The 12,707-nt window shown below is 48.1% G+C and carries 12 protein-coding genes; 7 read left to right on the top strand and 5 right to left on the bottom strand.

Going from position 1 to position 12,707, the window contains the following annotated elements:
* Positions 1 to 109: 109 nt before the first annotated feature.
* The 5 genes from HB364_RS06935 to HB364_RS06955 all read right to left on the bottom strand — a co-directional run bounded on the left by HB364_RS06935 (position 110) and on the right by HB364_RS06955 (position 3,760).
* Entirely contained in the window at positions 110 to 1,051 is a 942-nt protein-coding gene (locus tag HB364_RS06935; RefSeq protein WP_167287134.1) for a GyrI-like domain-containing protein, read from the bottom strand.
* Between the two features lie 83 nt (positions 1,052 to 1,134).
* The gene (locus tag HB364_RS06940) at positions 1,135 to 1,737 is read right to left on the bottom strand and encodes a hydrolase (protein ID WP_167287135.1); all 603 of its coding nucleotides are present in this window, start codon (positions 1,735 to 1,737) and stop codon (positions 1,135 to 1,137) included.
* Positions 1,738 to 1,803: 66 nt separating this feature from the next.
* A complete protein-coding gene (locus HB364_RS06945; protein WP_167287136.1) occupies positions 1,804 to 2,271 on the bottom strand; it encodes a helix-turn-helix domain-containing protein in 468 nt (155 codons plus the stop codon).
* Positions 2,261 to 2,701, bottom strand: coding sequence for a DUF6932 family protein (locus HB364_RS06950; RefSeq protein ID WP_167287137.1), 441 nt, complete (start codon positions 2,699 to 2,701; stop codon positions 2,261 to 2,263). The genes HB364_RS06945 and HB364_RS06950 overlap by 11 nt, the downstream gene beginning before the upstream one ends.
* A gap of 189 nt (positions 2,702 to 2,890) precedes the next feature.
* A complete protein-coding gene (locus HB364_RS06955; RefSeq protein ID WP_167287138.1) occupies positions 2,891 to 3,760 on the bottom strand; it encodes a hypothetical protein in 870 nt (289 codons plus the stop codon).
* Positions 3,761 to 4,393: 633 nt separating this feature from the next.
* Between HB364_RS06955 and rplM the strand changes: the two genes are divergently transcribed.
* The 7 genes from rplM to HB364_RS06990 all read left to right on the top strand — a co-directional run bounded on the left by rplM (position 4,394) and on the right by HB364_RS06990 (position 12,701).
* Positions 4,394 to 5,014 (top strand): 50S ribosomal protein L13, encoded by a 621-nt coding sequence (gene rplM / locus HB364_RS06960; protein WP_449406428.1) that lies wholly within the window; start codon positions 4,394 to 4,396, stop codon positions 5,012 to 5,014.
* A gap of 13 nt (positions 5,015 to 5,027) precedes the next feature.
* Positions 5,028 to 5,417 (top strand): 30S ribosomal protein S9, encoded by a 390-nt coding sequence (rpsI, locus tag HB364_RS06965; protein WP_167287139.1) that lies wholly within the window; start codon positions 5,028 to 5,030, stop codon positions 5,415 to 5,417.
* Between the two features lie 114 nt (positions 5,418 to 5,531).
* Positions 5,532 to 6,425, top strand: a complete 894-nt coding sequence (gene rpsB, locus HB364_RS06970) for a 30S ribosomal protein S2 (protein ID WP_167287140.1) — start codon at positions 5,532 to 5,534, stop codon at positions 6,423 to 6,425.
* A 184-nt stretch (positions 6,426 to 6,609) separates the two neighbouring features.
* Complete coding sequence (gene tsf / locus HB364_RS06975; RefSeq protein WP_167287141.1) at positions 6,610 to 7,452, top strand: translation elongation factor Ts; 843 nt, start codon at positions 6,610 to 6,612, stop codon at positions 7,450 to 7,452.
* 209 nt (positions 7,453 to 7,661) lie between these two features.
* Positions 7,662 to 8,219 carry an RNA polymerase sigma factor gene (locus HB364_RS06980; protein ID WP_167287142.1) on the top strand — a complete coding sequence of 186 codons (558 nt, stop codon included), beginning with the start codon at positions 7,662 to 7,664 and terminating at the stop codon, positions 8,217 to 8,219.
* Positions 8,220 to 8,255: 36 nt separating this feature from the next.
* Positions 8,256 to 9,233: a FecR family protein gene (locus HB364_RS06985; RefSeq protein WP_167287143.1), complete on the top strand. Its 978-nt coding sequence runs from the start codon at positions 8,256 to 8,258 to the stop codon at positions 9,231 to 9,233.
* 66 nt (positions 9,234 to 9,299) lie between these two features.
* The gene (locus HB364_RS06990) at positions 9,300 to 12,701 is read left to right on the top strand and encodes a SusC/RagA family TonB-linked outer membrane protein (RefSeq protein ID WP_167287144.1); all 3,402 of its coding nucleotides are present in this window, start codon (positions 9,300 to 9,302) and stop codon (positions 12,699 to 12,701) included.
* Positions 12,702 to 12,707 lie beyond the last annotated feature (6 nt).

Consider the following 12,707-nt stretch of genomic DNA (forward strand, 5'->3'; position numbering starts at 1 on the left):
TGTCATCGCTGCTCTGCGAGACTTGCAGTCTCGCAGCCCTATTACCGGGCCTTTGGCCCGTCGAAGCAAGCGCCCCACTCGCCACTGACCACTCGCCACTCGCTTTTCCTCAAAACACCGGATAATAAATCCCAGTCACCCATTTGGCCGTATCCGGCTCCTGCAATCTGTCCGTTTCCATCAATTCAAACGGTACGGCCGGCGATTCCCGCTGATGGTCCCGCATATACAATTCCAGTTGCTGGAAGGTTTGCCTGATCATTCCCGGCCCGCCGGTTACATGGGTTACAAGAATATTCCCCGGCGGCATTCGTTTAAAAGAAATGCCGTTTTGATTGGCAAGCACCTTATTCACAGGGAGGGCTACCATTACCTCTACCGTCTTGTTGTAAGTGCGGTGAGTATGCATCATCGGGTAGTTCGTAGCCGTGGCTCCTTCAGCAGCAACATAACTACGGAGGGAATGGATCAGGTCATACACGGATGCGACGGCCGGTGTATCGGGAAAGGTGGCCTTCGTTGTTACCAGTAAAGTGTCCTTAACAACCTGTTCAACTACCGTAATACCATAAATGTTTTTATCATCGTGCAGGAATCGTTGCAGCGACGAAAGGATGGCTTTCATGTTTTCCTGCAGTCGCTTTGTTTGCCGGGAATGTTTAATCCGGGTTAGTGGGTTCAGGCTACCAGGAGACACATATTCCCAGGTTACGGAAGTAGAATCGCGGTTAAGGGGTATAATAGAGAGTAAGGTCGTAAGCGGATCACCACCGGGAGGCTGTATGGTGACTGAAAATACCGGGTACAACTTTTTACCAATCCTGAAAGTGTCGCCTGCATATACAAAGGAGTGGGGGGAAGGACTGCCGGCTGAGTCTGCCGGCCACCAGGCCGCCCACTTATTTTCATCCAGCAGGAATAATTGGGTACTTGTTGTGGTAGCCTGTGTGTATACAGTGGCCAATGCCCTGGGCCGGGCAGGAAGTACAAAATAAGATAGCAGGAAAAGGACAAGCAGCACCACTAAAATACCCGCCACGATCTTTTTCATATCATCTGTTTAAACAATCGTTTCTTATCACACCCACTCGCTCGCCTCTGGCGAGTGAGGCTATTGCAGAGCCTCTGGCTCTGTCACACCACTTCCTTCTGATGCTCAATCACAAACTGTACAATCTCCTCCAGTGGCGTATCGATCCTCGACAATGCATCTGTAATATCATCCCGGTTCACCTGGGCAGCAAACGACGGTGTCTTCAACTTCTTCAGGATGCTTTTCACATCCATGCCTTCATACCGCGTAGGGCGGATCAGCGCCGCAGCATGAATGAACCCCGACAGCTCGTCAAACACATAGATCATCTTATCCATCGTATTATTTGGCTCCACACCAAAGTACCGGGGGCCATGGGAGGCGATACAATGGATCACTTCCGGATCTATATGACGGCGTTCCAGTTCTTCAATAATAACGCGGCAATGATCGTCGGGATGTTTTTCCCAGTCGGCATCGTGAAGCAGACCGGCCAGTTCCCATTTCAGGGCAGTGGTGGCGTCGGCGCCTTCCCGTTCCAGGGCCCAGGCTTTCATTACAGCCGCCACCTGTTTCATGTGTAGCCGCAGCCGTTCATTGGGCACCCATTCCTCCAGCAATTGGTGGGCTTCTTCAATCGTCATCAGCTTGCCGGCATCCGCCGGATCGCCAAACGTACTTCTGCCAAGTGTATGAATAGACATACTGTAATATTAACAAAGGCATGACAGCTTTCCAAAAAAGCCATCATGCCTTTGTCTTAAAAGTTTCTAACGGGAAGATTGTTTCTTTTTCGCAGGAGTTCTTTGGCGGCTTTTATTCAACCGGGTCTCTTTGATCCTTATTTCCAGACCTATAGCTTCTAAAAATTTGAGGAGGTTCTTAAAGCTCACACCTTTAAAATTGTCGGCCTCATAACGCTGTAGTTGCTGTTCTTTTAGACCAAGTTTTTCAGAGAATTCTTTTTGTGTCATACCTGAGATTATCTTGTATTCAGTAAGAATACTTGGTAACTCTGAAATAACTCTTTCCGGTAAAGTATTTTTAGAAGTATTTTTCAGGGATTCGTAATCGGTGATTTCTTCCTCTAGTTCTTGTTTTACATTTAATAAGGAGGCAAGGATAAGCTTGTTGCGGAGTGGGTGTTGGTCAGACGCATTTTTTACCGTTTCAATTTCGGTGACAATCTCGTTAAGTCTCTTTTTAGAGATCTTGTATTGTTTCTCGTTATTGATCATAACTGTCAATATCTTTTAAGTTCAGTTTGATCAGTCCCTTGGGGTATTCATCCCGGTCTATTTGAAGCATTTCTAATAAACGTGTACTTACCTTATCAATATGCAGAATGTGGCACTTTAAACGTTTGTGTATTTCCCCGATCTTATTGAAGTCAAAAAAATCAGGGAATTCTTGTTCTAATTGTTCATAATCTGCATTGCATAAATCAACACATAGGTCAATGTCTGCAGGCTGTTCTTTGGTACTGGCAAAACTTCCCCCGATATAAGCGGTTGTACATCCGCAGGAACTGAATAATTTTAAAAACAGGATAGCAGTATCAATTTGCTTCTTTCTGGATGGGTTAGTTCCAAAATGCTCGTAAAGTTCATCAAATGTTAGCTCGATCGTCTTGTGGAGATTTCCATTTGTGTTGAAGCTTATTTTCATAAAAAATAAGTTTTTTTAGTCGCACAGCACATCCAATGCTGTGACAACTTTGATTTGTTTTGGCCACCATAGTGAAATGTTTAGTTAAGACCAAAGATAAATAAAAAGTATAACACAACAAAAATGTTGTGTTATAAAAGTACAGATAAGATCAATAATTTAAAAAGATGACGTTTTCCCAACCCCCCCTCACGCTATCCCCAACCCATCCATCTCCCATTCATCCTGCCCCTCATCTCCAACTACAGCTTCCCCCGCCACCACCTTCACCAGCGAAAGCGCCCCAGTAAACTTCGTAATCCCTTCCCCATCAGCCCTGGCTTTTACCTTCCACATTTTCCGTTGGCTGATAGCCTCCTTAGGTATCTTGTCTACATGCGCATAAAACACAACACCCAAGGCCACAAACAGTGTTTGTCCCGGAGGTAAGAGCACCGGGAAGTTGAACCGCATCGCATCAACAGTCGCTTTAGTAAAAGGAAGCCGCTCACCGTACGCAAAATGGTTTTTGAGATGCTTGCCGGCAAAATCCACCACAGCTATACCGCTCACTAATTTGAAATACTCCACATAATCCGGTGCATGCACCTGCGCCGATGGCTTAAATCCCGGAATATCAATATGTATTTCCTTACTTATTACATCATGCTGCACGCTATAATCAACCGCAAAGGCCTCCCGCAACCGCAGCCAGCGATTAAAATCAAAACCTTCCAATAGGGAAAAATTCTCCGCATAACACACGCGTTCCCCCAAACCATGCACCTTGTCCAGGCGCACCATCTTCACAAACTCTTTATTCATGCGGCCGCTCAGCTTTCCATCTGCTATGGGAAACAACAAACTGTGCAATGCCAGCCGCAACAACTCGCCACTATGTATGGCTGTCTTAAACTCAGCGGCATTCAACCTGGTTTGTTTAAACCCGGGGTCTTTCTTCACCCGCTCACTGGTCACCCGGGTCTTTTTCTTCACCAGGGGACCATCATCCGGGTGCTCATAAAAAGTAAGTCCATCAATGGTTCCCGTGATCGGGATAATACCTTTTTGTCTGGCCATAGCAAGCTGGTTTTATAATTTTATCGGGACGCCCCTGTCCATTCCCTCACATGTACGGGAATCGGCAAAGGCTGGTTTTAAGAAAATGAGAAAGAAAAAACGTGGTGCCATATTGGCAGAAAATGGGGGAGACGAAAATAGAGGCGAGGCTGGAATAAGACGCAGGACAGGCCGCCCTTACCTATAGATACTCCATAGATCAGGTATGGACCAGGCATGGATTAAGCATAGATCAAGCTACCAGTAACTAAACTGAAAGCAAACCGAAAGTAAAGGGAAAGTAAACCGAACGTAAAGTGCAGTGACTTTGCAGGCGTAAACTGGCCGCCGGAAGGATTCCGGGAAAGGAAGGAGAAAATGTATAGGCCGTCAACTGCATAAAGAAAAAGATACTCTTTTATAGTTGAAAGATACTGCTAAAATGTCATATAAGCCTCCGTTTGAATAAAAGTTTTTTTGGCCCAATCGCGCAGCGATTGATCCCTCCTTCCACATTTCAGACCCTCCGCCAACAACCATCCACTGCCCCCGCGGAGCAACCAAAAACCCGGAACTCCAAACCCGAAACCCATCCAAACCCCTGTATTAGCAGGCCTTCCAGCCCTCCTCCAAAATCATTATGCAAAATTTTTATTGAAAATCAATGTCTTGCGCAGGTGCGATAAAAATAACCTTCCTTATTCTTTGTTTATCGACTTACCCTTCCCTACCTTTGCACCCCATTTTCATTCCACCGGGTTGGCGGTGGCCCGTGCCTTGGTTCGTGTCCGCACGGACCAACAACGGATAACATTAAAAAAAGAACAAACAATGAGCAAATTACATTTCACTACAAAGCATGCGAATGCGGCTACCGTTAAACACAACTGGTATGTTGTGGATGGTACCAATCAAACCGTGGGACGCGTGTGCGCTAAAATAGCTGCTGTTCTTCGTGGAAAGAACAAAGCCTATTACACGCCACATGTTGATTGCGGAGACTATGTTATCGTTATCAATGCCGACAAGGTAAAATTTACCGGTAACAAATTAGAGGACAAGGAATACCTGACCTTCTCAGGTTATCCCGGTGGCCAAAAGGCTGAAGCAGCAAAAGACCTGCTCAAACGCAGGCCCGAATTAGTGGTTGAGCGCGCCGTTAAAGGCATGTTGCCTAAAAACCGCCTCGGTCGCAAAATGTTCAAGAAATTATTTGTGTATGCCGGCGACAAGCACGAGCACGCTGCACAGAAACCTCAACCATTAACTTTCTAATTGTAAATATTACATGGAAAAGCAAAAAAACGCAGTAGGCCGTCGTAAAGAAGCTGTGACAAGGATCTTCCTCACAAAAGGAACCGGTAAGATCACAGTTAACGACAAAGACTACAAAGAATACTTCTCACTCGTTTACCTGCAAAACCAGGTAGAACTGCCCTTAAAATCAGTTCAGTCCCTGGACAAATTTGATGTAAAGATCAATGCAGCCGGTGGTGGTGTGAAAGGACAGGCAGAAGCCGCCAAGCTGGGCATCGCCCGCGCCCTGGTAGAGCTCAATGCTGAATTACGTCCCATACTCAAAGCTGCAGGCGTTCTTAAACGTGATCCCCGTTCTGTTGAACGTAAGAAATTCGGTCACAAGAAAGCCCGTAGAAGCTACCAGTTCTCTAAACGTTAATACACACCGGCGGACGGCTATTGGCCTTTGGCTGATAGCTCCCGCTCTTGTAAGAAAAATTATCATCAAATTGCTAAAGGCTAAAAGCTAATAGCTAAAAGCTGAAAAAATAAAATGGAAAACAACACTTCATTGCAACAGCAACTCCTGGAAGCCGGTGTACACTTTGGTCACCTGCGGAAGAAGTGGAACCCAAAGATGTTGCCTTACATCTTCGCCGAGAAGAAAGGTATTCACATCATTGACCTCAACAAAACTACCGAGCACCTGCAGGAAACTGCTGCCGTGCTCAAGCAGATCGCCCGCAGCGGTAAAAAGATCATGTTCGTAGGTACCAAAAAACAAGCGAAAGAGATCGTTACCGAATGCGCTAAAAAGATCAACATGCCTTACGTTACAGAACGTTGGCTGGGTGGTATGCTTACCAACTTCAACACCGTTCGTAAGAGCGTGAAGAAAATGCAAAGCATTGACAAAATGCTGGGCGACGGTAGCGCTGAAAGCCTCACCAAGAAAGAAAAGCTCACCCTCGGTCGCGACCGCGATAAAATGGATAAAGTACTGGGTGGTATCGCTCAACTGGGCCGTGTACCTGCCGCTTTATTCATCATCGACATCGGTCACGAGCACATCGCGCTCGCCGAAGCAAAACGCCTCGGCATCCTCACCTTCGGTATGGTAGATACCAACTGCGACCCCAACAAGGTTGACTTTGCGATCCCTGCCAACGATGATGCGACCAAGTCAATTGCTATCATTACCCAATACATCACGGCTGCTATCGCTGAAGGGCTGGCCGAACGTCAGGCTGCTAAAGACGAAGAAGTAGAAGAATCAGCCGACGACGAAAAGGAAAAGAAAGCAGCACGCCTGCAGGCTGAAGCAGAAGCCGAAGCTGCCCGTGGCGGAAGAGGTGGAGCTCCTCGTGGCGGACAAGGTGGTGGCGCTGGTCACCAGGCTAAACGCCGCGTTCCCGGTGGCGGTGGCCGCAGAGGCGGTGGAAGATAATTCAAATGCCTTCAATATAGAATCCAGCACTCCGAGTTTTACCATTCTGAATGCTGGATTCTGACTTCTGGATACTGACAGCTTAATAATTTAGTAACTGAAAATGTGATCGCTGCTGAAGTTTTGTGAGCCAATTTGCACAAGCACATTTTCAAATCTTTAAATATTCAAATCTTCAAATTTTATGTCAACTGTTGCTATTACAGCCGCTGATATTAACAAGTTGCGCCAGATGACCGGTGCCGGTATGATGGATTGTCGCAAAGCCTTAACTGAAAACAATGGCGACTTTGAAGCTGCTATTGACTGGCTGCGCAAAAAAGGCGCTAAAGTAGCTGCCCTCCGTGGTGACCGTGAAGCGAAAGAAGGCGTGGTATTGGCGAAAACAACCGCCGATAACAAAACCGGTATCGCGCTGTGCGTAAGCTGCGAAACTGACTTCGTAAGTAAAAATGCCGACTTCGTGGCCTTCGCACAAACCATCATAGATGCTGCTGTGGCTGCCAACGTAAAAAGCATTGATGAACTCAATACGGTTGCCATCGGCGGTGCTAAAATTGCCGACCTGGTAAATGATAAACTGGCTTCTATCGGTGAGAAAATTGGTATCACCAAATTTGAGCGGGTAGATGCTGACTATGTAGCTTCTTACATCCACGGCGCTAACCGTATCGGCGTGCTCGTAGGTTTCAGCAAAGCAACTACTGCCGAAGCTGGTAAAGACGTGGCCATGCAAATTGCAGCGATGAACCCCGTAGCCGTTGATGCTGACTCAGTATCTGCTGCTACTGTAGACAGGGAAAGGGCCATCGTTACCGAGCAGATCAAGAACGATCCTAAAATGGCCGGTAAGCCCGATGAAATGATCAACAAGATCGCAGAAGGTAAGCTGAACGCATTCTTCAAAGAAAGCACCCTCATCAGCCAGCCTTTTGTAAAAGACAGTGGTAAAAGTGTAGGTGATTACCTCAAGAGCATTGACGGTAGCCTCAAAGTAACCGAATTCAAACGGGTGGCTTTAGGTTAATCCGCAGCACGAAGGTTTCATTACCAACATACTATAGAAAAAGGGGACGCTCAGGCGTCCCTTTTTTTTATTACCCTTACTGTCCCCCTTCTTTCAAAAATCAAAAAACCTTTGCTAAATCGTTTTTCTCTTAAATAAATAGTATTAAATTTATATGCTGCTCATGCCTTGACGCACTGTTTAACTAACTGATTCAACACTACTGCTGAATGAGCGAATATTGTTTGCCCGATATCGTTGCTGGTATCCGCAACCGGGATCGTGAGTTGTTTTCCTGGCTATTCGACAGGTACTCCCATACCATGTACCTCATAGCCCTGGACATTCTCCACGATCACGAAGGGGCGCGCGACACCGTACAGGAAGCCTTTCTCAAACTCTGGGAAAAGTCCGAAGCCATAGACATACAAACCTCCATCAAAAGCTACCTCTTCCGCACCTCCGCCAACCTGGCCATCAACAAGCTCAAAAAAGAAAGCCGCATTGTGCACAGGGAGGAACTGCAAACCGTCCCCGAAGCCGGCGTACACACGGAAAACAGGGCCGAGGAAAAAGAATTTGAACAATACATCCACCATGCCATTGACTCCCTTCCCCCGCAATGCAGAAGGGTATTTACACTCAGCCGTTTCAATGACATGAGCCCGCCCGACATTGCACAACACCTTAACATTTCCCTTAATACGGTATACACCCATCTTACGATGGCTATCCGCATCATAAAAGAGCGCCTGAAAAAAGAGAAACTTTTTTTTAACAACCACTAATTGTAGACCTTTCCTTACCTGTCTTATATATATACAATGCACGAGCAGCACGAAAAACTGGAAGAAATACTGGCTTCATTCGAACAGCCGGACAATCGCTTATTGCAACAAAAAATTCAGCAATGGATTGCTGCCAGCGCGGAAAACAGAACGTACTATGAAGAAGTGAAACGTATTTGGTTTACCGGTAATGTACCAGGAGATATGGAATACGATATCGAATTGGAAAAACAACGATTCTGGGACCGTATCGACGGTGAAACACCGGCAACACCCGTCAGAAAAATACATCGCTTCCGCAACATAGCAGTAGCAGCCGTAATACTCTTAGTAGCAGGAATAGCGGTTTGGCAATTCGTACGCAACAACCGTAGCCCTTACAGTACCCTGGAAACAGCCCGCCTCGGAAGAGACAGTGTCGTACTGGCCGATGGCAGCAAAATATTCCTGCATGGTAGCTCCCGGGTCAGGTATGCTAACAGCATGAAAGGCGATAAGCGGGAAGTATGGCTCGAAAAAGGGGAAGCATACTTCGAGATCACCAAAGATCCGCAACATCCCTTCATCGTACATACCGGCAGTATGGCCGTGGAAGTATTGGGCACCAGTTTCGATGTACGCATTACCAACACGGGAGTGTCTGTAGCAGTGGCAACCGGTAAAGTAGGGTTCAGGGCTGTCAACAACAAGGCAAATGCCTTCCTCACACCTGGCCTTACAGGAGCATGGAGCAATGGTGATACTGCAATAAATGTAACCACCAGCAGCAATCAACTGGCATGGAGGACCGGCGTAGTGAAATTCTTTGATGCCCCATTGACCGAAGTATTGGCTACCATGGAACACCTGTATGAAGTAGGAGTGGATATTGATCCTGCTTTACAGCAAAAAAGAGTAACAGCCACCATCAACAACCTGTCCCTTGAAAAAATAATCGTCTTGCTGCAAAGCGGCCTGGACATCAGGATCACTAAACTCAACAGTACAACCTATAAAGCCCGCCCCGCCCGGTAGTTGGATGCCGCTGGCTCCGGCGGCTTAATTCGACAATCACTTTTTCTTTTTTAAAACTTAACTGCTATGAAGAGATTTGTACACTTCGTACATAACCTCCACATGCCCATACCTCAACGGGCAATCATGTTTGCTGTGGCTATCTTTCTTGCCGGTGTGGCGGCAGCCTTCCCTGCCGGCGACCAGGACCTGCTCGAACGGCGCATCACGCTCCAACTCAGCAAGGCCCAACTGGCAGAAGCCATCCGCCAGATAGAATCGGCTGCCCAAACCAGCTTCTACTTCGATCAGAAAATACTGGAGGGCAGAACAGACCTCATCACGCTCAACGTAAAAAATACCCCGCTCAAAACAGTATTGTCGCAGGTATTCCCGCCCGTGAAATACGAATATTTCCAGTTGGAAGAACAGATCATCGTAAAGCTGCGGGCTGTAAAGAAAAACGCATCCCCGCCACCGGAAAAAACGCCGGCGGAAATACTCATCACAGGAACAGTAAAAAGCGAAGCGCTCAACCAGCCGCTGGCTGGTGTGACCGTTACAGCCTTGCCTGCTAACAAATCGACGGTTACAGATGTCAACGGCTTCTTCAGGATACAGGCCAACCAGGGCGATTCCATCGAATTTACCTACGTAGGCTACCAGCGCCAGGTAGTACCCATCCGCGAACGCATCGTACTGGAAGTGGCCCTGCAGGCCACCCAGGGCGGTTTAAATGAAGTAGTCGTAGTAGGCTTTGGCAAGCAGAAAAAGATCAGCCTCGTAGGCGCCCAGTCTACCGTAGATGTGGAAGACCTAAAACAACCTGTTGCCAACCTCAGCACCACACTCGCGGGGCGTATAGCCGGGGTAGTGGGGGTACAGCGTTCTGGCGAACCAGGCAGGAATGGGGCCGATATCTGGATCCGCGGCATTGCCACCTTCAATGCCTCCAATGAAGCCCGCCCCCTCATACTCATAGATGGCGTGCCCAGGGACATCAACAGCCTTGACCCGGAAGACCTCCAATCGGTAACCACCTTAAAAGATGCCTCTGCCACGGCAGTATATGGTGTACAGGGCGCTAACGGCGTTATCCTCATCAAAACAAAAAGTGGTAAGGCCGGCAAAACTTCCTTCAACGTAAACTACAATGAGGGGTTCATGACCTTCACCCGCATTCCTGAGCTTACCGATGGCATTACCTACATGAAGCTCACCAATGAGGCCATGATCGCCAGCAACATCCAACCCAAATATTCCCAGGAATACATAGACAAAACCGCTTCCGGCGAAGACCCCTATGTATATCCCAACGTAAACTGGATGGAAGCCCTCTTCGATAAATGGTCACACAACAGGAGGCTCAACGTAAGCGCCCGTGGCGGCTCCGAAAGGGCCAACTATTATGTGTCGCTCGCTTACTATGATGAAAAAGGGTTCCTTAAAACAGATGGCCTGGAAACCTATAACACCGATACCCGCTTCCGGCGCTACAACTTTACCAGCAACCTCAACCTGCAGCTCACCGGCACCACCCGCTTTGAGATGGGTATACAGGGATACATCACCAATGGTAACTATCCCGGTATCAGTTCATCAGATGCGTTCGCGCAGGCTATGCAGATCACACCGGTGCTCTTCCCGGTCATGTACCCCGGTGATTTTGTGCCCGGCCAAAGCTCCAATGGCGATCAGCGTAATCCTTATGCCGACATCACCAAGCGTGGCTTCCAGTCTACCTACGGCAACCAGCTATACACCAATGGCCGCCTCACACAAGAGCTTGGCTTTTGGGTGCCCGGCCTGTCTGTCACTACCATGTATTCCTTCGATACCTATAACTCACAAACCCTCAGCCGTACCAAACGGGAAGACACCTACTATGTAGATCAGGTAAACCCCCGCAAGCCCGATGGCTCGCTCAACCTGTATCAAACGTGGCAGGGCAACAACTCACTGGCCTATAGCAACGGCACCTTTGGCAACCGCCGTTTCTATACAGAAACGGCCGTCAACTATGACCGTGAATTTGGCAACCACCATGTAAGTGGTATGATCCTCTACAACCAAAGCGATGCTTCCACCGCTACTGCCGGCGACCTTGTTTCTTCCATCCCCACACGCTACCGTGGCCTTGCTGGCCGCGCTACCTATTCCTGGGACGACCGCTACTTTGCAGAATTTAACTTCGGTTACAACGGGTCTGAAAACTTTGCCCCCAACAGCCGCTATGGTTTCTTTCCTTCATTCGGTGTGGGCTGGATCGTGTCTGCTGAAAAATTCTTTAAGCCCCTCCGCAATACCGTCCAGTTCCTGAAACTCAGGTTCAGTGATGGCCTCGTGGGCGCGGGCAGCGGTGGTCGCCGCTTCGGCTACCTCACCTTCGTCAATGGCGGTGCTACCGGTTACACCTATGGCACCAACCGCGCCGGACGCGCCGGTGTCGAGATCACCGATTATGGTACAGAGATCACCTGGTCCGAAGCCCACAAAATGGACCTCGGCATAGAATTCAAAACGCTGGGCAGCAGGATATCTGTTATTGTTGACCTCTTCAAAGAACGCAGGGAAGGCGTATTCCTGCAACGCGGAAGCCTTGCCAACTTTGTCGGCCTTACCAACAGGCCCTGGGGCAACCTCGGTATCATTGAGAACAAAGGCATAGATATGACCATAGAAACATCGCCTGTTTACGTAGGCAACCTTTCTGTATCATTCCGTGGCAACCTTACCTACAACAAAGACAAAGTAATAGAGAACGATAATCCTACCCCCAAATATCCCTGGCTGGAACGCCGTGGGCTCAATTACCTCAGCCGCTTTGGTTACATCGCTGAAGGCTTATTCCAGAGTGATGAGGAAATTGCCAAAAGCCCTAAATCCTCCTTCGGCCCTGTACGGAAGGGCGATATCAAATACAAAGACCTGAATGGTGATAATATCATTGATTCTTATGATCAAACCCGCATTGGCCGTGGTGATGTGCCTTCCACTGTATACGGCTTTGGCTTCAACCTGGAGTGGGATAGGAAAATATACCTCAGCACCTTCTTCCAGGGCGTATTGCAGGCCGACCGGTTAATCTCCGGTGATGGCATCGTTCCCTTTTCCAACAGCATCGGCGCCGACAGGAGCAACCTCTATGCCATTGCCACCGATCGCTGGACAGAAGAGAACCCCAATCCCAATGCCTTCTATCCGCGCCTTGGTTATGGCAATGCTGTTAATGCCAACAACATTCAGCCCAGTACCTGGTGGGTAAAAGACATCGCCTTCCTGCGCCTCAAAACAGTGGAGCTGGGTTACAGGCTCAATGTGAGCAAACTGCAGGCCATTGGCATCAAAACTGCCACGCTCTTTGCGCAAGGGGTCAACCTGCTCACCTTTAGCAAATTCAAACTGTGGGACCCAGAGCTCAATACTTCCAACGGTACGGTATATCCCAATGTTATCACCATTTCTGTCGGCTTACAGGCCACATTCTAAAATCAC

This window comes from Paraflavitalea devenefica, assembly GCF_011759375.1.
GTDB lineage: Bacteria > Bacteroidota > Bacteroidia > Chitinophagales > Chitinophagaceae > Paraflavitalea > Paraflavitalea devenefica.